Source organism: Natribaculum luteum (genome assembly GCF_023008545.1).
Lineage (GTDB): Archaea > Halobacteriota > Halobacteria > Halobacteriales > Natrialbaceae > Natribaculum > Natribaculum luteum.
Genome location: NZ_CP095398.1, coordinates 143,579 through 164,708, shown reverse-complemented (window position 1 = coordinate 164,708; position 21,130 = coordinate 143,579). Strand labels below are relative to the sequence as shown.

17 protein-coding genes are annotated in these 21,130 nt (G+C 58.6%); 4 read left to right on the top strand and 13 right to left on the bottom strand.

The window, feature by feature from the left end:
* Positions 1 to 112: 112 nt before the first annotated feature.
* From MU558_RS19595 to MU558_RS19580, 4 genes are all read right to left on the bottom strand, one after another.
* The gene (locus MU558_RS19595; protein WP_246976121.1) at positions 113 to 1,192 is read right to left on the bottom strand and encodes a cupin domain-containing protein; all 1,080 of its coding nucleotides are present in this window, start codon (positions 1,190 to 1,192) and stop codon (positions 113 to 115) included.
* Positions 1,193 to 1,309: 117 nt separating this feature from the next.
* Positions 1,310 to 1,486 carry a hypothetical protein gene (locus MU558_RS19590; protein WP_246976118.1) on the bottom strand — a complete coding sequence of 59 codons (177 nt, stop codon included), beginning with the start codon at positions 1,484 to 1,486 and terminating at the stop codon, positions 1,310 to 1,312.
* Between the two features lie 321 nt (positions 1,487 to 1,807).
* Positions 1,808 to 3,349, bottom strand: coding sequence for a class I adenylate-forming enzyme family protein (locus MU558_RS19585; protein ID WP_246976115.1), 1,542 nt, complete (start codon positions 3,347 to 3,349; stop codon positions 1,808 to 1,810).
* Positions 3,350 to 3,696: 347 nt separating this feature from the next.
* Complete coding sequence (locus MU558_RS19580) at positions 3,697 to 4,434, bottom strand: IclR family transcriptional regulator (RefSeq protein WP_246976112.1); 738 nt, start codon at positions 4,432 to 4,434, stop codon at positions 3,697 to 3,699.
* A gap of 396 nt (positions 4,435 to 4,830) precedes the next feature.
* On the opposite strand from MU558_RS19580, the gene MU558_RS19575 reads away from it, so the two are divergent.
* Both MU558_RS19575 and MU558_RS19570 read left to right on the top strand, forming a co-directional pair.
* On the top strand, positions 4,831 to 7,860 hold the full coding sequence (locus MU558_RS19575; RefSeq protein WP_246976109.1) for an FAD-binding and (Fe-S)-binding domain-containing protein: 3,030 nt from the start codon (positions 4,831 to 4,833) through the stop codon (positions 7,858 to 7,860).
* Positions 7,861 to 8,146: 286 nt separating this feature from the next.
* Positions 8,147 to 8,809, top strand: coding sequence for an HAD-IB family phosphatase (locus MU558_RS19570; RefSeq protein ID WP_246976106.1), 663 nt, complete (start codon positions 8,147 to 8,149; stop codon positions 8,807 to 8,809).
* Between the two features lie 70 nt (positions 8,810 to 8,879).
* On the opposite strand, the gene MU558_RS19565 is transcribed toward MU558_RS19570, so the two are convergent.
* Together MU558_RS19565 and MU558_RS19560 are read right to left on the bottom strand one after the other, a co-directional pair.
* Positions 8,880 to 9,962: a PEP/pyruvate-binding domain-containing protein gene (locus tag MU558_RS19565; protein ID WP_246976103.1), complete on the bottom strand. Its 1,083-nt coding sequence runs from the start codon at positions 9,960 to 9,962 to the stop codon at positions 8,880 to 8,882.
* A gap of 48 nt (positions 9,963 to 10,010) precedes the next feature.
* The gene (locus MU558_RS19560; protein ID WP_246976100.1) at positions 10,011 to 11,909 is read right to left on the bottom strand and encodes a PEP-utilizing enzyme; all 1,899 of its coding nucleotides are present in this window, start codon (positions 11,907 to 11,909) and stop codon (positions 10,011 to 10,013) included.
* Between the two features lie 166 nt (positions 11,910 to 12,075).
* On the opposite strand from MU558_RS19560, the gene MU558_RS19555 reads away from it, so the two are divergent.
* Positions 12,076 to 12,780 carry a metallophosphoesterase family protein gene (locus MU558_RS19555; protein ID WP_246976097.1) on the top strand — a complete coding sequence of 235 codons (705 nt, stop codon included), beginning with the start codon at positions 12,076 to 12,078 and terminating at the stop codon, positions 12,778 to 12,780.
* A gap of 119 nt (positions 12,781 to 12,899) precedes the next feature.
* Here the strand turns inward: MU558_RS19555 and MU558_RS19550 are convergent, their stop codons facing one another.
* The 6 genes from MU558_RS19550 to tnpA all read right to left on the bottom strand — a co-directional run bounded on the left by MU558_RS19550 (position 12,900) and on the right by tnpA (position 18,814).
* On the bottom strand, positions 12,900 to 14,390 hold the full coding sequence (locus tag MU558_RS19550; RefSeq protein ID WP_246976094.1) for an aldehyde dehydrogenase family protein: 1,491 nt from the start codon (positions 14,388 to 14,390) through the stop codon (positions 12,900 to 12,902).
* Between the two features lie 41 nt (positions 14,391 to 14,431).
* The gene (locus MU558_RS19545; protein ID WP_246976091.1) at positions 14,432 to 14,908 is read right to left on the bottom strand and encodes a hypothetical protein; all 477 of its coding nucleotides are present in this window, start codon (positions 14,906 to 14,908) and stop codon (positions 14,432 to 14,434) included.
* Positions 14,905 to 15,429, bottom strand: coding sequence for an aromatic-ring-hydroxylating dioxygenase subunit beta (locus MU558_RS19540; RefSeq protein WP_246976089.1), 525 nt, complete (start codon positions 15,427 to 15,429; stop codon positions 14,905 to 14,907). Before MU558_RS19540 ends, MU558_RS19545 begins: the two co-directional genes overlap by 4 nt.
* A complete protein-coding gene (locus MU558_RS19535; RefSeq protein ID WP_246976086.1) occupies positions 15,426 to 16,823 on the bottom strand; it encodes an aromatic ring-hydroxylating oxygenase subunit alpha in 1,398 nt (465 codons plus the stop codon). Before MU558_RS19535 ends, MU558_RS19540 begins: the two co-directional genes overlap by 4 nt.
* A 417-nt stretch (positions 16,824 to 17,240) precedes the next feature.
* Entirely contained in the window at positions 17,241 to 18,422 is a 1,182-nt protein-coding gene (locus tag MU558_RS19530) for an RNA-guided endonuclease TnpB family protein (RefSeq protein ID WP_246976083.1), read from the bottom strand.
* Between the two features lie 2 nt (positions 18,423 to 18,424).
* On the bottom strand, positions 18,425 to 18,814 hold the full coding sequence (tnpA, locus tag MU558_RS19525; RefSeq protein WP_246976080.1) for an IS200/IS605 family transposase: 390 nt from the start codon (positions 18,812 to 18,814) through the stop codon (positions 18,425 to 18,427).
* Positions 18,815 to 18,977: 163 nt separating this feature from the next.
* Here tnpA and MU558_RS19520 point away from each other — a divergent pair, with 163 nt between their 5' ends.
* Positions 18,978 to 20,108 (top strand): transposase, encoded by a 1,131-nt coding sequence (locus MU558_RS19520; protein ID WP_246976077.1) that lies wholly within the window; start codon positions 18,978 to 18,980, stop codon positions 20,106 to 20,108.
* 247 nt (positions 20,109 to 20,355) lie between these two features.
* Here the strand turns inward: MU558_RS19520 and MU558_RS19515 are convergent, their stop codons facing one another.
* Positions 20,356 to 20,916, bottom strand: a complete 561-nt coding sequence (locus tag MU558_RS19515; protein ID WP_246976074.1) for an NUDIX hydrolase — start codon at positions 20,914 to 20,916, stop codon at positions 20,356 to 20,358.
* Positions 20,917 to 21,130 lie beyond the last annotated feature (214 nt).

Genomic DNA, 21,130 nt, shown 5'->3' with positions numbered 1-21,130 from the left:
TTCTCGAGGCCGCGACGTCATTACAACCAGCCCAGTGGAGGGCGTCAGTTCCCTCTCGGACGGCGATGCGATCGACGTAGCGATCGAGTTCGTCAGTTCGATGGTAGTTCGGTTACGACGGTTTGGCCTCGGCGTAGAAGTTGAACGCTTCGAACACCGGACGGTCGGTGATTCCGAGAAGGATCGCCTCGTCGTCGGGTTCGTGGTGGTGAGTCTCGTCTGGCGGCACGAGGAAGATATCTCGCTTACTCCACTCCAGCGCCTCGTCACCGACGTGAGTCACACCGTCACCCTCGATGACGAAGTACGCCTCGGTGGCGTTGTGGAAGTGCGGGTCTGTCGCGTCCTGCAGCAACTGTGCGCGGAACGACATCGTCGGGAATAGCGGTGGCTCGCCCGTCGCCGGGTTGACGTAGGAAAGGCTGTACCCGTCGTGGGGGTCCGGCTCGTCGTTCTCGGCTCGCTGTCGAAGTGCTTCCTGCGTGTCCGACCACTGGAAACGGTACGGGGGTGTCGCTTCACGATTACCCTGGAACGGTCCCGGAATATCGTCTTCCTTCTTGTCCTCGAAGGGGCGGGCCCGACCGTACTGTGACTCCCAGTAGCCCCGGGACTTCGTGACAGGTTGGCGTTCGAGTTCGTGGTTCTCGAAGGTGTTTCGGGCGTTCAACGAGTCCAGCACGAGTGGCAGGTCGAGCACGTCGAGCCACGCCGCTGTTTCGCTGGAGTCGTTGACGTGATCGTGCCACTCCCACTGTGGCGTCGTGATGAGATCGTTGTCTAGCATGGGGAACTCCTCGCCTGCAACGACCGTCTTCATGTCCTCGTTTCCGTCGATGGTGAATCGAAGAGCGTTCGCCCCGTGTCGGTGTGACGGCGCAGTCTCACCGGGTGAGACTGTCTGAATGCCGAGATAGATAGTATTCGAGACCGCGTTTCGGTAGCCAGTATTGACCGGAACCGCAACGCGGCGCTGGAATCCAGGGGGGAGATCGGCTATCGGAACGTCATCCTCGATGCTATCGATCGCGTTCTGAATGTCCTCCCACTTCCAGATGTCCGGGTCGATGTCGCCGACGAGGTTCCCTAGGTCCTCTTCGACTTCCCAGAGTGGCCGGAGGTCGTTGTCCTCGAGGATACTCCGCGTATCTGCACTCAGCTCTAGGAGGTCCTCTGGCTCTTGCTGTGCCATACATGGACACTATGTATGATTCTATATAAGTGTACTGGACGTATCAACTAAACTTATGACGGACCGAACAGTGCGTCGATGGTACGTGGATTAGAGCGAAGAAACGCGCTGCACTGGTTACGGTTTCACCTGTGCCTCGAAAACCTCGTCAGCGGAGAAGACCGATCGACAGTCTTCACAGACCATCTGTCGCTGAATCGCGTACTCCCAGAGTTTCCCCCCACAGTTCAGGCAATCGAAGTGCGCTTCGACGAACGGATCCTCCTCTGCGTACGGGTTCGTGAACTCCGCCATACCAGGGTCTGTGTGTGGCACTCATAAAAGCGTACCGTCCGCTGACGTACATTACACTACGCCCGTCTTTGAAAGACAACACCGGGCGGTTTTCATACATGTTCGACACTCGGAACACAGGCCCACGTCGACATTCATCTGCTAGAGTGTCCGACGAGGGAACGAGATGGCGTTTCGACCTGTGATCTTCGACTCGCTCGCCGCTCCAACTGGAACACCTCGCTCCTTGCGGAGTCAACAGTAACGAACAACGTCAGAGACGTCTCCGCGATCGCGTTCTGAACAACGGACTTTTGTTTTCAGCTGCCGTCGCGGATTTCCTCAACCGAAGTGTTCCTCGACAACACGTTCCCGCTCTATCGTTCCGGTCTCCGTCCGTGGGAGGGGTTCGGTGCGCGTTGCGTACTCACGAGGTCGCTTGAAATCCGCGAGAGAAGGGTGTTCCCTGCAGAAATCGTCCAACTTTTTAGGGCCAGCCTGTCCATCAACGACGACGACGGCAGCCACCTTGTTTCCCCAGTGATCGTCGTCGAGGCCGACCACGAGTGCCTCGCTGACATCCTCGTGTGATTCGAGAGCGTTCTCGACCTCGGTTGGATAGATGTTCTCACCACCACTGGTGAACATGTTATCAACCCGATCGACAATGTAGAGAAAGCCGTCTGTGTCGACCTTCGCGACATCTCGAGTTCGGAGCCAACCGTCGAAGAAGTTTCGCGCCTCCGCTTTCGGGTTGTCGACGTAGCCGTCGGGGAGACCGGGACCGCGAGCGATAATTTCGCCTCGTTCACCCGGTTCGACTGTCGCCTGGGGGTCAGGACGTTCGTCCAATCCGACCTGTTCGACGACGCGTAACTCCCAAGAAAATGACTTCTTGCCGATCGTTCCGGGGTGGTCATCTTGCACTGATGGGTGTGCGAATGTCAGATTCGGACCCGCCTCGGTCATTCCGTAGGTGTTGTACACCGCTTCCGTGAACTGATTTCTCACGCGGTCGATGAGCGTCTCCGGAACGATTGCCCCACCAGTCCGGACGTACGAGAGCGAGTCGACGTCGTAGTTCGCGTCGGCTTGTGATTTACAGAGTTCGTCTAGCTGTGCCGGCACTGCGAGCAGCCCTGTCGCATCGTGTCGCTCGAGGAGGGAGAGCGTATCGTCGGGCTCGTACTGTGACTGCAACACCGTCGTCGCCCCGGCGGCCCAGTGTGGGTAGAGCCACGAGGCGGACGTGACCATGTGGTACCAGGGCGTTATTACGACTGCGACGTCCGTTTGATCGATGCCGTGTTCCATGACGGCCTGGTACGCCCCGATCCACATCTGCTCGCCGTCGAACCTCACTGCTTTGGGTAAGGTCGTGGTTCCGCTTGTGTAGAAGACGTTCGTCTTCCCGTCGGCCGGGAGGTGTTCGGGGAGGTCCCGCGGTGCCTTCGCAAGTACGGATTCGTAGGATTCAGCCCAGTCCACGCCGAGATCCCTCCTCCCAGCGTGAATTCCTGCATCGAAATCGCCTAACTCGAACAGACGACGAGCCGTTTCGGCGTTCGCATCGTCGAAGACGAGCGCCGTGGCACCGGCCGTCTCCGCCATCTGGACTAGTTCTGCAGGTTCGTCGCGAAATGGCAGTTGGACCGTCGGTGACCCCCGTTTGTGGCTTGCAATCATCGACTCGGCTGCTTGGAGGCCGTTGCAAGCAAGGACGGCACACGGACTGTTTCCAACGCGTTCGTCGAGTGCGTTCGCGAGTTGTGTACTTCGATTGTCGAACTCGGTGTATGTATACGTGTCACCATCCATGGTGACTATCGCTGTGTCTGACCCGTGAACGTGCACTGTTCGATCGAACGCTCTGAGATAGTCCATGTGTTTCGTGTCCCGAAAAGCTCACTAGTAGGTAATAATCTTAACGATCAACCCGGTAAGATGGTACAGAAAACAGTGCGAACGAGCCGACGGTGCTCTCGCCAGAACGACGGTCCGCTGGCGGGTCTTTCGACCATAAGACCGAATACTGTCCGACTTCTGACCGGAGTGTCCGAGGTAGCTCTCATCTGGTGGTCGATACTGCCCCGTCGACGCGGACGCCCGTTCGTGGCCCCATCGCTCCTGCGTCGAAAGCCGATCGCTCGTATACGGTCTCCGAACGGATCAGTTGATAGGGGCGGACAGTCGCCACATCGAACGGCGAGACAGGTCAGTGTTACAGCGACTCAGGTGTACGCGAGATTGAGTTCGATGTCGTTTCTGGCTGCGAACAGCATCTCCGCGAGTTCGTTCTCACAACGGTCGAGATCGACGCGATGTGCCGGACCGGCGATGGAGAGCGCACCCTTCACCTCACCCTCGAATACGAGCGGCACCCCGACCGCGTGGATCCCCTCGAGGTCTTCGCCGAGGTTCAAAGCGTAGCCTTGCTCTCGAATCCGTTCTAGTTCGGTAAAGAGCTCGTCGGAGTCAGTGATAGTGTTCGATGTTTGAGCTGGGAGGCCGTGATTGTCGATTATCGCCTCTACCTCGGAGTCGGGAAGCTGTGAGAGAATGGCTTTCCCGGATGAATTGCAATGCATGTATGCCCACGAACCGATGAGGGAGTTGGCGTCGATGTTCGTATTCCCGGCGAACCCATCGATACACATAACGCGGCCGTTCTCGTGGGTGAACAGCCACACCATTTCTTCCGTCTGATCGTACAAGGAGTCGATGACGGGTTCTGTGGCCCTGTAGATGTCGAATCGATTACGAACCGATTGGCCGACATTAAAAAACTCCAGCCCCAGCTGATACTCGTGGTCGCGTTTCACAATGAACCCGTGCTCGCCCATCGACGTCAGGTGGTCGTGGACTGTGCTCTTTGCCAGGTTGAGATGCGCTGCGATCTCGGTTACACCAGCACCGTCGACGTCCCCCAGGTAGTCGATGATAGACAGTAGCGTCTCGTCCGATTTCACCCCCGGCCGCGTCGTACGTTCGTTGGGCATTCCTACCAAATACCGTGGGACCTAGATCCTTAGTCTACTCGGTTCGAAAATGCGCCATGTCACACGTCACTAGAACTCCGCGTCTTCCACACGACGGCTGACGGACGGCTGACGTTGTCTTTTGCTACTGGGCCGTTCGCCGTCCGGAGACGATGTTCGATAATCGAACTGTTCTAGGCTCCTGAACAATGCCCGTTCACTAACTCAGTAGATGCCAACAGCTTAGCTGCATAATCCGGCCGAGATATCAGCTCTCATTGCGTCCGGCAGGAGTGAGAACTCTGCCACCTGACGGAATTTTGTGACTTCTGGACAGATACGTTCCGAAAACCACAGGTAGGTGTTGTTCCAAACGGGAAATAGTAGATGAGTTCAGATTACGACGAGAGCGAATCCCGGCTAGATCCGTCTCCCGCTGCGCACGACGACCGATCCGACTACGAGTTCGTTTCTGGAGACGTCGCACGTTCTGACCTCGTACGCGACCTGCAACGACGGGTCGATGGTGACGTTCGGTTCGACACCTACACGCGCCAGCTATACGCAACGGACGCCTCCGCTTACGAGGTGACTCCCATCGGTGTCGTGTTCCCCGTCGCCACGGCTGATGTCGTCAGCGTCGTTGAGTACTGTGCCGACCGAGAAATTCCAGTCTTACCTCGCGGTGGCGGGACGAGCCTCGCCGGTCAAACCGTCAACGAGGCAGTCGTCCTCGATTTCATGCGATACATGGACGACGTGCTCGACATCGATCCATCAGCTCGCGAAGCCCGCGTCCAGGCAGGGACGGTGCTAGCAGACCTGAACGCGACGATCTCCTCTCATAACCTGAAGTTCGCTCCTGACCCTGCAGCCGGCGACCGAAGCACTGTTGGCGGGGCCATCGGCAACAACTCGACGGGCGCACACTCGTTAAAATACGGCAAGACCGAGGCATACATCGAGGAGTGTGAGGTCGTCCTTGCGGACGGGACCGTTACGACGCTTGGCGAGATCGAAGTCGAGGAGCTCCGGACGAAAGCCGACGCCGATGCCAGCGAGTTGCTCCCGCGTATCTATGCCGGCGTCGTCTCGATAATCGACGACCACGGCGATGAAGTCGACGAGCGCTATCCGGATCTCAAGCGGAACGTTTCGGGGTACAACCTCGATCGGCTGGTCAAGGAAGCCGAGACGGGGACTGTCAACCTCGCCCGACTGCTCGCGGGCAGCGAGGGAACGCTGGCGATCGTAACGGAGGCAACGGTATCACTGGAACCGATTCCGGAGACGAAATCGGTCGTCCTCCTCACCTACAACGGCACGGTCGACGCAGTCGCGGACGTCCAGCACGTTCTCGACCACGATCCTGCGGCTGTCGAACTCATCGATGATACGCTCATCGATCTAGCCGGTAATACTGCAGAGTTCGAGAACGTCGTCGCGTTGCTCCCGGATGGCACTGAAGCGGCGCTGCTCGTGGAGTTCTATGCCGAGAACGAGGAGGACGGACGCGAGAAGACCGCCGACCTGATCGCCGACCGAGTGAGTGATAGCGACGAGCAGCACGCGTTCGACGGGTTGGAGGCTCACGATGCCGAAACGCGCACCAAGTTCTGGAAACTTCGGAAATCAGGGCTCCCTATCCTCCTCTCGCGCACCAGCGACGCTAAACACATCAGTTTCATCGAGGACGCCGCGATTCCGCCCGAACACCTCCCAGCGTTCGTTACCCGGTTCAGAGAGATCCTCGACGAGAACGATACGTTCGCTTCCTTCTACGCTCATGCTGGCCCGGGCGTCTTGCACGTCCGCCCGCTGGTCGATCCGAAGTCCGAGACCGACCGCAAAGCGATGGAGAACATCGCGGACGCAGTCACGGACATGGTCGTCGAGTTCGGTGGGTCGGTGTCGGGTGAACACGGCGACGGCCGTGCACGGACCCAGTGGAACCGGAAACTGTACGGCGATGAACTCTGGGAGGTGTTTCGCAACCTGAAGACGGCGTTCGACCCCGACTGGCTGTTGAATCCCGGGCAGGTCTGTGGCGACGTCTCGATGACAGAGAATCTCCGGTTCGGTCCCGGATACGAGTTCGACGCCGGATTCGAACCGACGCTCGAGTGGGACATCGAGAACGGCTTCCAGGGAATGGTCGAACTCTGTCACGGCTGTGGTGGCTGTCGCACCCAGAAGGACACAGGTGGTGGCGTAATGTGTCCGACGTTCCGGGCGGCGGACGAAGAAATCACGAGCACTCGTGGACGGGCGAACATGCTCCGCCAGGCGATGAGCGGGGACCTTCCCGACGATCCGACCGACGAGGAGTTCGTCAGCGAGGTGCTCGATCTCTGTATCGGCTGCAAGGGATGTGCGAGAGACTGTCCCAGCGAAGTCGATATGGCGAAACTGAAAGCCGAGGTGATCCACGAGTATCACCAGCAAGAGGGAGCAAGTCCCCGGGATCGACTGTTCGCAAACGTCGACACGCTCGCACGTCTCGGAAGCACACTCGCACCGCTGTCGAACGCAGCATCGAAACTGCCAGGTGCGCGGACGCTCCTCGAGCGGACGGTCGGCATCGCCCGTGAGCGTTCCCTGCCGACCTTCGAGCGAGAGACGCTTCAAGATTGGTTTGCGGCTCGTGGGGGATCGCGAGTCGCTGCAGCAGCGGCGGAGCGACGGGCCGTACTGTTCCCGGATACGTACACCAACTATAGCCACCCCGAGATCGGAAAGGCGGCCGTCCGGGTCCTGGAGACTGCAGGGGTTCACGTCGACCTTGCTACCAACACGGATAGTGGTCGACCCGCTCACTCCAAGGGATTCCTGGATGCGTCACGAAAGACTGCCCGGGAGAACGTCGGTTCGCTCGCACCGCGCGTCCGCGATGGGTGGGACGTCGTTCTCGTCGAACCGTCGGACGCGGTGATGTTCCAGTCGGACTATCGGGACCTGCTCTCGGGCGACGCGGTCGAGGCCGTTGCCACGAACACGTACGGTGTCTGTGAATATCTCGACATTTTCGGACTCGCGGAGAATATCGATTTCGAGCCGCCGTCGCTTTCGCTGGCCTACCACGGCCACTGTCACCAGAAGGCGACCAAAAAAGACCACCACGCCGTCGGCGTTCTCCGGCGAGCGGGCTACGAGGTCGATCCGCTCGACTCGGGCTGTTGTGGTATGGCCGGGTCGTTCGGCTACGAGGCTGAACACCACGCCATGAGCACTGCCATCGGCGATGCCCTCGTCGAGCAGGTCGACGATAGCTTCGCTGAGGTACCCGTCGCTCCCGGTGCATCTTGTCGGACACAGCTCGAGGACATGCTCACGGACGCCGACACCCATCCAGCACTCCCAGACCGCGAGAGCCCCCCGACCCCGGTCGAGATGCTGGCAGCTGGGCTGACGGAGTAGCCTCTCGGTTTGTCGACCACTGCTGGCCTTCCCCCTTCCCCCTTCCCGGCGGATTTGTCTCTAAGATTTCGTCTGGACGATTGAGGCATTGAATTTTGGTCGTTGACGGTAGATTTTCAAGATGCCGCTTCCGACAGTGACAGGATAGCCGAAGTTATCAGCAATCACGGAATTACCCGCATTCTACGTAGCTGTGACGACACACTGACAGCCAGGCAGGTTCCGATGCCAATCTGTGGAAACCTATAGCATTTATATTGTCGGAATGAGTGTTCTCTGCCACCGAATGGTACACACTGATTACGAACTTGTCGTCTTCGACGGTGACGAAACGCTCGTTGACGGGGACATCATCCATGCTCTCGGGGCTCACGCAGGAGTCGGTGACGAAATCGAGCGTATTCAGGAGCGCGTCTGGCAGGACGATCTTGAACCGATGGAAGCGCTATCCGAACATATCTTCCCGCTTTTTGAGGGGCTTACGATCCAGGAAATCGAGGACGTCGTCCAGTCGCTTCCGTTCGCGCCCGGAGCGACAGACGTGGGACGTCACGTCAGTTGCCAGACGGCGATTTTTACTGCCCTCACACCGCTCGCCCGTCACGTCGCGGCGGAACTAGACATGGAGTACTACCGTGCGAATGAGCCGGTCATCGACGACGGAGCACTGACTGGCGAACTCAGGGGAGACATCGTCGAGCGGGGCAAAGGCCCAGTACTCGACGATCTCGTAGCGTCGCTAGGTATCGACCACGATCAGGTAATCGCTGTCGGTGATGGCCCCCAGGATCGCCCGCTTTTCACCCGTGCTGGCTTCTCCATCGGTATCGATCCGAAACCAGCCGTCCGCGACGTTCCTGATGTCGTCGTCTCGGAACGAAATCTCTACTCTGCCGCACCACATCTGGCGGAAAAGGGTGTTCTCGATCTCGGTGAATTGAACGAGTAACTTAGCGGCTGAACCTGAGTCGCTGCTTCGATCGCCGAGCATGACGCCGTCTGACTGTAGCTGAACAGCCCTACAGGCAATCGAGAATCCGATCTGCCGTACTTTGACTTCCGGAACTCGGTTTGCTCTGTTGCTCGTCCGACTTCGCCTCTTTCTCCTTGTTCCACGTCGTCTCGGGGCGACTCTGAAGCACGTAGAATCGCTTGTCGTCCCCGTTCTCTTCGATGGCCCACTCGATGTCCTGTGGCGCACTGTAATGTCGTTCCACCATCTTGGCGATGTCCGTCAGTTCGACGATTTCGTCGGCAGTGAGCGATGGGACGTCTCGTCTATCGTCGTCGACCGGGATTTCCTCGGTCCCCGCATCAGTGGGCGCCGTCATGATGTTCTTCTCTTTGATGTCCCGGTCGACGATCTTGTACACTGGTTTGTCGACGAGGAAGCTATCGGGCGTAACCGTCCCGCTCACGACCGCTTCGCCGAGTCCCCAGTTCGATTCGATGCGGACCTTCGACCGGTCGCCGTTCGCGGGGTTCACGGTGAACATCACGCCGGAGGTGCGTGCCTCGACCATTTTCTGGATGCCGACACTGATGAGGACCTCGTCGTGGTCGAAGCCGTGCTCCTCGCGGTACGTGATCGCCCGTGCGGTAAACAGACTTGCCATGCACATCTTCGTGCGCTCTTTCACTTCCTCGAAGTCACGCACGTTGAGGTAAGTGTCCTGCTGGCCGGCGAAGCTGGCATCTGGCAGGTCTTCGGCGGTAGCCGACGAACGAACCGCGACTTGGAGGTCGTCCGATGGGTCGTCTGCTTGGAGTTGTTCCCACGCATCCTCGAGTGCTGCCTCGAGAAACGACGGGAACTGTGCGTTCTCGATGTGATCTCTGATGTCGTCACTCGCTGCTGCGACCGCGTTGTCGTCGCTGTAGTCGACGTCGGCGAGACGGTCGGTGATGAAGTCCGTCAGATCTTCTTCTTCGAGGAACGCCTCGTAAAAGTCAGTCGTCACTGCGAACCCAGGTGGCACTTGCACGGACTCACCCGCGTCCATCAGTTCACCGAGCGAGGCGTTCTTTCCACCGACGAGTTCGACATTGTCCTTGTGACACTCCTCGGCTTCGAAGTGAAGCGTGTACGTTGGTTCAGTCATGGACTAGTATATCAGTATCAATAGTGAAGATTGGTATATATCTGACGATTACGCTGCCTTTTCGAGAATTTCTACTTCACCCGTCTCGCCGTCGAGTCGGACTTTGTCACCCGTCTCGATGAGCGAGGTCGCGTGTCCGGTTCCGGTTACGGCGGGGAGGCCGTATTCGCGACAGACGATGGCCGCGTGACTCGTGATCCCGCCGTCGTCGGTGACGGCACCCTCGGCGCGCGGGAAGACCGGTGCCCACGCGGGATTCGTGAGCGGGGCGACGAGAATCTCGCCTTCCTCGAGATCGTCGATGTTCTCCGAGTTCTCCACGACGCGTGCTCTCCCTTCGACCTGTCCGGACGACGACCCGAAGCCTTCGAGGACAGTTTCGTCGCCGGTCTCGGACTCGATATTGAGCCAGTTGTTGACCTTCTCGGTGGTGATGCCCCATAGCATCTGCATGAGCGGGTCGGTGACCTCCTCTGGGGGTTCACCCAGCGCAGGCGATGGGTCCCACTCCTTGGCAGCCTCGAAGACCTCACGGCGGTCGGCTGCACGGTCCTTCCAGCGACTCGAGACGAACGCGCCCTTCCCGAGTGCCCAGCTTTCACAGGCCTCCTCGAGGAGTTCGGCGACCTCGAACCGGTTGAACAGGAAGACGTCCTCGGGGTCGTCCAGCAGGTCGTGGTTGACCAGGAACTGGCCGAACTCACGCATCTTGCCGAAGATGATCGTGTGGAGCCAGTTTTCGATCCAGAACTGGTGGTTCTCCGCGTACTCGTAGACCGTCATGCAGGTCTCGTAGGCGTGGTCGAACTCCTCGCGCTCGTCCGGGCCGAGGTACCGCCGATACTCGTCGACGACCTCGTCGCGCTCGGCTTGCAGTTTGTCGAAGTCACGTCCGAGTTCTTCGCCGGATTCCAGCCGATCGATCTTCGACTCGAGGTGGTCGAACGGCGCCTCGAGGTCTTCGATCCACGAGCCCTTGTAGCTATGAAACCCGTCTCCGTAGGTCATGTAGAACCAGGGATCTTTGACCTCGTCGAACAGGTCCATGAACTCACGTCCCTGCTCGTCGTTCCGAAGCGTCTCTATTTTCTCCTCGGGCGTCCGGTCGGACGTCAGAATCTCGGGAACGTCCCCCCCGAGCTCGAGGGCCTTCTCCGCCAGCCGGTTCAGCTCCTGGTCGGGGCGGAAGACGTCGGCTTCGACCGCGGAAACCATCTTCCCGATTGCGTCGTCGGAGATGTCTGGGAACAGCTGGCGACTCGTCTCTGTGAACTGCATGTACGCGAGGTACGCGAGATACAGGAACTCGAAGTGGCGCTGCCACCCTTCCAGCGCGAGTTCGGTAAGTCGGTTGTAACTCCGGATCACGTCCACCGTTTGATCGCTCTGCCCTTTCCCCTCCGTAATTACAGCGCCAGGAACGTACTCGGGAAGCTGGTCGGGAACCTCGAGCGAGCGGATCTCCGTCCCGATGTCCTTGACGGCTGGCAGCCAGACGCCGTTGTACAGCGCGTCGTAGTTGTCGTAGTAGTATTCGCTTCGCTCCTTGAAGATCTGGCTGCGTTCTTTCAGCAGTTCCTCGTCCTCGACTTTGATGCCGCTGAAGTACGCATACCCTGCCACGACGCGGATATCGACCGACATCGACGGCGGGATCGCAAACACGCGACTCGTGTTCTGTGCCATCGCAATCTGCCACGCCTGGGCGCTTATCGTCATATCCCACGGCATCAGTGGCTCCGTCGTGTCCTTCTTGTCCCAGAACCAGAACCGGTCGCGTTCGTACTCGGCTCGGTCTTCGGACAACTCGAACTGGAAGTATTCCGGGTACATTTCCTCCCACCCCTCCAGTTCGTCGGGTAGCTCCAGTTCCCCTGCAAATGGGAATCGTTCTCTTACCTCACTCCGTTCTTCTGCTTCTGTGGACACTTTCTCCTCTGTCCCCATGGCAACAAGGATCGTACTAGTGGTATTTATACTTGACGGGGCATCGATTATTTTGGAATACTTGAGGGAGGTTTCGGCATTTTTTGTCTTATGAAACTGGCTAGGTCTCCTCCAATATTCGATCCAAGAGGAAACGTTGATTGTAATACGCTAATAACGGTCATACATGAAAATTGGATTGCTAAGCGACGTACACGCCAACCGACCAGCACTCGAAGCCGTCCTCGAGGATATGCCCGATGTCGACAACTACGTCCATGCAGGCGATGTTATCGGTTACGGCCCGTATCCTCGAGACGTGATCGAGCTATTCCAGGAGTACGACATCACCTCGATACAGGGCAATCACGACCGGGCCGCGCTCGGTGAGTTTCACGACAATTTTCACGAAATCCCGAAAACGGTTGCCCTCTGGACGAGTGACCGCCTCGGCGCCGACGAGAAGGAGTACGTCGACTCGCTGCCGCTCGAACTCGAGTTGTACGACGGCCGCGTACACGTCGCACATGGAGCACCCGAAAAGCCGAACACGTACACGTATCCGGAGGATTTCTCGGCCGATCTTCTTGGCGAGGAATCTATCCTCGTCCTCGGCCACACGCACATGCAAGCCAAGTCCGAATTCGACGAGGGAATCGTCGTCAATCCGGGAAGTGTCGGACTTCCGCGGGACGGAGACTGGCGCGCGGCCTACGCCATCCTCGACCTCGATGCTGAGACCGTCGACCTCCACCGCGTCGAGTACCCGAAAGCGGAGGTGCAAGCACGCCTCGACGAATACGATCTGCCCGAGGCACTAATCGAAGGGCTCGAATACGGGGAACTGGTGTTTGGTCGCGCAAAACGGTCCGTCGACGATGCTGTCGAGTAACGCCACATCACACGTTGGCTTCGTCTCCTTTCTGGCGTCTTCTGAGTGAGTTGTCCTGCTATATTCCGTTTCACCCACGTTCGGAGGGGACTGCGACGATCGCCCGCCGTTCGATCCGCCTAGAAGGAATAATCCCGCGGCTCGTGCTGGATCGAGGTCCACTTCGGCTCCGTAAGCTCGTCGATAATCCACTCTCCGTTGTACCGGCCCATCCCGGACGCCTTGGTCCCGCCGAACGGGACGTGTGGTTCATTGTTGATGGGCTGATCGTTGATGTGGACCATTCCGGCTTCTATCTCGTCGGCGACGTCGCGGGCACGAGAGATCGTCGTCGAGTGCACCGATGCAGCAAGCCCGTACTCGGTCGCGTTCGCGAGCTCGATCGCTTCTTCGTCGGTTTCGAACGGAATGATGGGCGCGACGGGGCCGAAGTGTTCGTTACACGCGGCGGCCATGTCGTTGTCCATCTCCGACAGCACCGTCGGTTCGACGAATAGGCCGTCGGCCGATCCGCCAAGTTCGAGTGTCGCACCCTGTTCGACCGACTTCTCGACGTATTCGAGGATGTTGTCCCGTTCAGTTTCGTTGATTATGGGCCCGACGATTGTATCCTCGTCGAGCGGGTCACCGACTGGAAGTTCTGACGCTCGCTCGACGAACCGCTCGACGTACTCGTCGTATAGCGATTCGTGGACGAGATGTCGATTGATGGAGATGCAGATCTGCCCCTGGTGCATGAACGACCCAAAGATGCCCGCGTCGACGGCTTCGCCGACGTTTGCGTCCTCGAGTACGACGTGCGGATTGTTTCCTCCAAGTTCCATCGCAGGAAGTGCCAGCTGCTCGGCCGCGTTTTTGGCGACCCGCTGGCCGATCTCCGTCGAGCCAGTGAACGCCACGGCCGACAGCTCCGGGTGGGAAGCCACGCGGTCACCGATCTCCGAACCGTGCCCCGTGACGACGTTCAAGACGCCATCGGGCAAACCTGCCATCTCGAAGAGACGTGCGATAAGCAGGCCGCCGCTGATCGGCGTCTCGGAGGCGGGCTTCAGAACGACGGCATTGCCGAGCGCGATGGCCGGAGCAACTGCCCGCAGCGAGAGCTGAAACGGAAAGTTCCACGGCGAGATGACACTCACTACTCCGACTGGTTCGCGCTTGACGATGTTTTCCTTGCTCGCGATCTTCGACTGGCTGTGACTTCCCGTCATCCGGAAGGGGTAGGTCACCACGTCGTGCATCATCTCGCCCGTCGAAGTGAACTCGCGGGACGCCTTCGGGCGTGCGCTCCCGGACTCTATTGCCAGCAGTTCGGTCAGTTCGTCGTGGTGTTCCTCAACGAGGTCCTGCACCTCCTGGATTATTTCACCGCGTTCTTGCGGCAGGACGTCCTGCCACTCCTCCTGGGCGGCAGCAGCCACCTCGAATGCCTCGTCTACGTCGTCGACGGTCCCTGCTGGGACCTCGTTTACCGTCTCTCGAGTGGCCGGATTCTCGACTGCGATCGTCTCGCGATCGCCCGGTGAGCGCCACTCACCGTCGATGTAGAGGCCATTCCAGTCTGCGTCTATCGTCAGTTCTGTCGTTTCAATCTGATCGCTTCGTGCCATGGTTGCTGTAGCTGTCGAATCGTGTCGCGGTGGTCAGTCTCTCAATGCGCATGTCCGCCGGGGCCGTGGGGCGTCTCCAGGAACTCGGAGAAGATGGTGGTGTCCTGCTGGGCCAGGGCCTCGAGCCCTTTCGCATCTACCCGCATACTAAAGTGTTTTTTCGGCGCCTCGATGACGAGGCGGTCTCCGTTGGGCGTCCGGAGACCCCGGACGACGATGTCGGCGTACTCGTTACTGAGGGTAAACTCACAGATGACTTCGTCGCTCTCCTCGCTCTCTGACCGCCCGGCGAGGTCGTACTCGTGTCCGAGGAAGTCGGCGAAGACATCCAGGTCTTGCCACGAGAGGCTCTCCAGACCCAGTGCGTCGGCGCGGATTGCGTCGTCTGCCGATCGCACTTCCACTCGTTCGCCCTTGGGCGTCTTTATTCGACGGACGGTCACCGTTGTCTCGTTGCCCTCGATTTCTATCTCTTCGGCGACGTCAATGTAGTGTTCCGTCGGTGTGGTGTCTGTCATAAGAATATCGAGACGTTGTCCGTGCTCAGGACGGTCTGGTTCAACAGGATCTCACGGTCGACGAGCTCGAACGTGTCGTCGCGTCGCCTGAGCCGGTCGTGTCGTTTGGCCGAGTAGAACGAGTGGTCTTCACTGTCGCCACGACTCAGGTACACGAGAAGATTGTTCGTGACCTGTACCTCGTCGTCGTCGTACTCGTCGACCACCACGTTCGTCACGTACCGTTCGGTTCGGGTCGGCGGTCGTTCCGCCCAGGCGTACTCCGAATCGAATCGTTTCACGCGAGCTTCGAGCGAGCCGTAATCCTCGTTGAAGTAGTACCCTTTCTCGCTAAACGACGCGGCCGTGTTCTCGTGCATCAGTCGCCGCGGCATACGATAGCTGATATCGTCGGCGACGTGATCGAACCACTCGTGAAGGTTTCGTTCGTCGAGCAGTTCGGCCTCGTAGTTCAGGAACTGTCTGACCTCTCGCTCGACGAGCAGTTGCTCGAGTTCGTCTTCGCGTTCGCTCAGTTTCATCGTTCCTCCTTGATGTTCATCGGGACGCCGATGGCGTCTTCGCGAGCGTTCCCCGCAAGCATCTCGTACCACTGTTCGTGGAACAACCGCATACCACCTTCCTCTAGGTTCTCCGAGTACGCAAATCCAGGGCCGTCCCACTCCTCGTCGAGGTCCATCTCGCTCATCCAGTCGAGACCCATCTGGTAGTTAAGCTGGTAGCCCTGCTTGCTCGCGAACTGCCCGCCAGCGACGTCGGTAATACCCTTCCAGATAGGAACGTCGTCCTGCTCGAAGTTGCCCGTCGGTCCGAAGTTCGACGTGTACATCTTGTACATGCGCTCTTTGAACTCCTCGGGCGCGTTCTTTGGGGCGAGACCCCAGCTCCACAGTTCCATCTGGTCGGGACCGAGTGGCCGCCACTTCCGGATGGTGAAAAACGGCGCGACGTCCTTGTTCGGGTCGTCTGTCGTGTCCCCGAAGTGCAAAAACCCGAAGTTCGGGAAGATGCCTCCTGTAAAGGAAAGCGCCTGTCTCGCCACTTGCCACTGCCCCTCGGAGAGCCCCTCCTTGGTGAACAGGTCCGCTACGACCTCCTCGGGGTAGGTCAAGAACACGTCCTCGTCTTCGAACCCACGAATACTCGTCGTGTGACCGTCGCAGTGGATGTGGCGGTCCATACTCTCGCCGGTTCCGGCGTGGCCGACCGTCTCCTCGCCGCCGAGTTCGAGGTCGAGCACCGACCCGTGTGCCCAGGCCGTGTGGTAGCTGTCGCCGTTGAAGTTATCGGCGATGGTTTTCCAGTTCGCGTCGATAACCCATCGGTGGGGCTCCCCGATGACTTCCATCCCGCCCTCCGGGAGTTTCATGTGGATGTCGAAGTACCACTTGAAGTCGCCGAGCCACTCCTCGAGTGTCGGACCCTCCTCGGCGAGGGAAGCAAACACGAGCCCTTCATACGTTTCCAGCCGCGGGACGTGCGCGAGTCCGTACTCTTCCCGATCGAGTTCCTTGAATGCCTTGGACTTCTGGGGAATGCCTGCGGCCTCGCCGTTGTTCTTGTACGTCCACCCATGGTAGGGACAACGGAAGTGAGACGTGTTGCCCTGTTCAGCCCGACAGACCTTCGCACCCCGGTGACGGCAGCTGTCGAACAACAGATTTACTTCGCCACTCTCGTCACGGACGAAAATAAATGTGTCATCACCGATGTAGCGACGTGCGTAGTCACCCGGTTCGGGAATTTCGGACTCGTGGCCGACAAATACCCATGCCTGGCCGAAGATCCGCTCCATCTCCAGTTCGTGCAGGTCGTCGTCGTTGAAAAACTCCAGTGGAAAGAACCCCTCGTCGAGTGCCTCTCTGGCATCTTGTACCGCTTGTTCCGGTACTTTTGGCTTGTCATCAGCTGCCATGCTCGCTCGAGTATTTGTCACCACCGTACTTAAAGATGGCGGGAATAGGCACAATTGTAATGTGAATCTCCGTTTTGTAGGTATACTGTATTCTAATATTACAAATATGAATCCAAATTATGGGTGAATTATAGTAGGGCGAGTTCGTCCAGTCTGGGTGGACTACGCCACGAGAGTACGACTGCACAGCCACAGCAGGCGAAATTGGCGAAAATGGAGCAGCGATGTGCGAACCGGTAGACAGCGGCGTCTAGGTCGTAGGACTATGTGACTACTCCGACGGCTTCAGTCGTGGGCGCGTTGGTGAGAAGAGGTGGAAATCGTTTCAGCCGTCTGTAGCCATACGTCGCCATGAGAGACCAACTAATGTACATTAGTGAAAGGCAAAACTTCACCCGCTCGTGACTTCTCCCACGACTAAACAGGTCGTGGGCTTCCCTCACTGAGGGTTAGGCCCACGTCGTCTGGGGAGTTCGCAGGTTCCATCTCACCGGTGGTTCCTTCGAGTACGACCTGCGTTTCGGGCTGAGCCACAACAGCCCCCACCGTCGATAGCGGACTCTGAATGTTCTTACCGACGGCTCGTTTGCCAATGTTCGTCGCACCATTCTTGTCGCCGTTGTCGTCCAGTCCACAGTCGTGGCACTCGACACGCCCCTGCACTTCCCGCGATGTGTTCTGCGACCCACACCGCCAACACGTCACAGACGTGTCGTACTCGTTCACGGGGAGGCACTCTCGCCCGTCGAGATGGGCTTTGTACGTGAGGATGTTCGCCATCTTCGCGTATGGCATCTTGTGGGTCTTGTCGTTCACGTACCGACCCTTGTCGTTGTCGAAGCGCAACCCAGTCATCTCACCGAACACGATGACGGCGTTGCGCTCCCGAGCGCGAGCGACGAGTTCGTTCGCCACTTGGTGCAGTTCGTGTTCGACCGTTCTGGATTCCTTGTCCCCGAGGCGTTCGATGACCTGCGCTCCCGAACGCACCTTCGCCTTCCCGATGCTCTTGCGGAGTTGCTTGTAGTGTTCACGGACGCGACGGACTTCCGCTCCGTGGAACTGCGTGTTTCGGTCGGAGATGAACGTGCTGACGGCTATCCACTTCGCACCCATATCGACGGCGAGAACGTCATCGTATTCGTCTGCGACGGCCACAGACCGCTTGCAGACGAGGTGAACGTACCACTCGCCGTCCCGGTGGACGAGTTCCGAGTCGCGGATGGACTCGTCTTCGTCTTCGAGGAGGTGCGTGTCCTTCTCGGGGACGCGGACGGGTACCCAGATGCTATCCCCGCGTTCCGTCTCGGGATTGTAGACGGGGAGTTTGAACCACCACGACGAGAGAACGGTGTCCTCGTCGTGTTCGATGGTGATGCAGTCGTTGCGGAGAACGACAGGTTGCTCGGTGTCCTCTCGCGGGTTCTGGTTCGACCGGACTTTGCCCGCCTGTTGTTTGGTGGCGGAGTAGAGGTTCGCTTTGTCGTCACCGTGAACGGCATCTTGGAACGCGCCGTACTCGCGTTCGATGAGTCGGGCTTTACGTTCGGTGAGCGAGTGGAGTTTGACCCGTACCGTGGTGGTGACGTCTCGATGCATCGTTATCGTCCGGTCTGTGCTTCGATGTACTCCTCGATGGTCTGACTCGACACCTCTCCTGCCGAGGAGACGAAGTACGAGCGTGTCCACAGCGAGGGGAGGCCGAAGTCGAACTCGTCGCGGAGATTCCGCGAGGTGTAGCCCTTGACCTGCTGGATGATTTTGCTCGGGGCAAGTTTCGGGTCGCCAGTGATGAACAGGTGTACGTGGTCGGGCTGGATTGCCAGTCGGAGAATGTCGAGGTCGAGTTCGTCGGCTTTCTCCTCGATGAGTTGTTCGAGACGGTCGGCAACCTCGTCGGTCAGCACCGGCTTGCGGTACTTCGGGCACCACACGAAGTGGGAGTGGAGGTTGTGAACCGACGTTCGCTCTCGACTGTACCCGCGTGGCATACGAGTAGATAGAAGTCAATCTATATTACATGTTACGACTCCATCAACCCTCGGTCGGCTATCGAGGATGGTTTGTGTCGTGTGTGGTCGGATTCATCCCACGACTGAACAGTAGTTGCTGAAGTGGCCAAGCGACGATTGTCGTCGCGGTCGTTGTCTCGATATGGTCGAGACAACCGAAGCAACGCAGGTGACTCGAGCAGCGTCGTCGCTACTATTTCCGGAGATCAACTTCGAGATTGCTGCTAACGGCACCTATCCGAGCGAGGAGTTCCAACAAGTCCTCGCTCGGATTGCCTTCGACAACGAGTTCGCCAACACTGGCGCGAAAGCCTATCAGCTCGCTCGTGGCGACGATATTTCCATTGACGCAACCGCTCGAAATCCGCTCGCACGGGCACTCCTCTACCATTTGCGTGGGCTTGATGCGGATGCGGTCGACGATCAGTTCGACCGCGTCCGCGACGCAATCCTCGACGAAGCGGCTCGCAACCGTGTGTTTACTCGGCCAGTCGACGTCGCAATCGACGTTCACGACTGGCTCTATTACGGAGACGAAGAGACTCCTCACGTCTGCACAACGAATCCAGCGCAGGGTACCGATCGCGCGTACAAGTTCGCTACCGTCTGTATTGTCGATCCGAGCGTCCGATTCACGCTCGGATCGGTAGCGGTGGAGGGGAGCGATACCGACGAGTTGGCGGAGGCGATCCGCCAACTCGTCTCAGACGCCCGCGAGTACGTCGACATCAACCGGCTCTACCTCGATCGTGGCTTCTATCGTGTTCACCTCGCATTGACGCTCGAAAATCTCGACGTTGAGTTCCTAATGCGTGCGCCGCAAACACGAAAGGTACAGCAGTTCATCGATGAGCACGACAGCGACACGTTCATCGCAGAGTACGAGATGGCTCGATCGAATCCGCCGACGGGCCGGACGACAGTCCGGCTCGTCGTCGTTCCGCACCGAACACGAGACGACGATCACTTCTGTCTGGTCACCAACTGCGATCTCGACGTCGGCACTGACGTCGAGATCGCTCGGCCTCTGGCCGAAGCGTATCGCCGTCGCTGGGGCATCGAGACGTCCTATCGAAAGATCACGGAGTTTCTCCCGAGAACGTCGTCACCGACGTTCTCGGTACGGCTGTTCTACTTCCTGTTCGCCGTTGCACTGTACAATCTGTGGGTGTTGACGAATCTGCTCGTAACTCCACATCGGGCGGTCGGGACTGAGCCAGTCGTCCCGACCGCCCTGTTTCGCGCGTTTCTCGGGCAAATACCGTACGGATAACGGTTGTCTCGGCGACTGACTCGGGCTGAGAAGCCCGAGTCAGTACGCCGTTCAGTACTGGCAAGACTGGAAAAACAACGGCTGACGAAAAGCTTCGGCAGCTGTTCCACTCTCTGGACAGCACTGAGCACGATTTCACGAAGTCGGAGTTGAGTCTGAGACTTCAATCCTTGCGGCTTTCCTGATCGAATCAGCAACTACTGTGAAGCCGTGGGCTTTCTCCTCGATTTCGTGTAACGGGCGAATATCAATTATCCGAGGTAAGTTCCTCGAAATACGAGTAGTAGAGGAGAGCTAATGCAGTTTTCATGTCCGTGATGTCCCCATCGCGTACCATCCCTCGTGCAGTTTCGAGCGACAGACATCGGATCCGAATGCTCTCGTCTGCATCCGGATTCCTGTCTCCGGTCGGCCGGCACTCTTCTGCCACAAAGTAGTGGATCGACGCGTCGATGAGGCTGTTAAGAGGTTCGAACGACCCCAGTGACACGAGTCGACCGACCTCGTAACCCGTCTCTTCACGGAGTTCCCGTCGAGCGGCGTCGGCAGGAGTGTCGTCGACCGGCTCGATCTGTCCACTCGGGAGCCCGACGTCGGTGCGTTTTACGCTGTGTCGCCATTCTTCGGCCAGTATCACTCGTCCATCTCGCCTGAAAGGGAGGACCGTGACGGCGTCTGCCGTCTCGAGATACTCGACCGATAGCTCCCGTTCCAGGCCGGTTACGACGTCGCGACGAACGTCGAAGTCGCCGCTCGAGTATGCGACGTCGGTGGACTCTACTTCCCAGTTTGTGATGTCGTCAGTCATTACAGTTCGTCCTTTCTATGGCGTTATCGAACCCAGCGTATGAATTTTGTGACGAAGAGGTGGATAATCGTCCCAGCAGTTCACGTTGTCTTTCGGCGTGACCGTTTATCGGCGATCGGCGGCTGCTGGACATACTCTGCCGCCCCCTGTCGAGGTCGACATACGTCGAGGTTTGGCGCTGTTCGGACGAGATATCGAAGCCGATCGATGATCG

Bases quoted from the DNA above. Each gene is read 5' to 3' on its own strand.
- MU558_RS19595 (WP_246976121.1), bottom strand. From the start codon at position 1,192: ATGGCACAGCAAGAGCCAGAGGACCTCCTAGAGCTGAGTGCAGATACG.
- MU558_RS19590 (WP_246976118.1), bottom strand. From the start codon at position 1,486: ATGGCGGAGTTCACGAACCCGTACGCAGAGGAGGATCCGTTCGTCGAA.
- MU558_RS19585 (WP_246976115.1), bottom strand. From the start codon at position 3,349: ATGGACTATCTCAGAGCGTTCGATCGAACAGTGCACGTTCACGGGTCA.
- MU558_RS19575 (WP_246976109.1), top strand. From the start codon at position 4,831: ATGAGTTCAGATTACGACGAGAGCGAATCCCGGCTAGATCCGTCTCCC.
- MU558_RS19570 (WP_246976106.1), top strand. From the start codon at position 8,147: ATGGTACACACTGATTACGAACTTGTCGTCTTCGACGGTGACGAAACG.
- MU558_RS19565 (WP_246976103.1), bottom strand. From the start codon at position 9,962: ATGACTGAACCAACGTACACGCTTCACTTCGAAGCCGAGGAGTGTCAC.
- MU558_RS19560 (WP_246976100.1), bottom strand. From the start codon at position 11,909: ATGGGGACAGAGGAGAAAGTGTCCACAGAAGCAGAAGAACGGAGTGAG.
- MU558_RS19555 (WP_246976097.1), top strand. From the start codon at position 12,076: ATGAAAATTGGATTGCTAAGCGACGTACACGCCAACCGACCAGCACTC.
- MU558_RS19550 (WP_246976094.1), bottom strand. From the start codon at position 14,390: ATGGCACGAAGCGATCAGATTGAAACGACAGAACTGACGATAGACGCA.
- MU558_RS19545 (WP_246976091.1), bottom strand. From the start codon at position 14,908: ATGACAGACACCACACCGACGGAACACTACATTGACGTCGCCGAAGAG.
- MU558_RS19540 (WP_246976089.1), bottom strand. From the start codon at position 15,429: ATGAAACTGAGCGAACGCGAAGACGAACTCGAGCAACTGCTCGTCGAG.
- MU558_RS19535 (WP_246976086.1), bottom strand. From the start codon at position 16,823: ATGGCAGCTGATGACAAGCCAAAAGTACCGGAACAAGCGGTACAAGAT.
- MU558_RS19530 (WP_246976083.1), bottom strand. From the start codon at position 18,422: ATGCATCGAGACGTCACCACCACGGTACGGGTCAAACTCCACTCGCTC.
- tnpA (WP_246976080.1), bottom strand. From the start codon at position 18,814: ATGCCACGCGGGTACAGTCGAGAGCGAACGTCGGTTCACAACCTCCAC.
- MU558_RS19520 (WP_246976077.1), top strand. From the start codon at position 18,978: ATGGTCGAGACAACCGAAGCAACGCAGGTGACTCGAGCAGCGTCGTCG.
- MU558_RS19515 (WP_246976074.1), bottom strand. From the start codon at position 20,916: ATGACTGACGACATCACAAACTGGGAAGTAGAGTCCACCGACGTCGCA.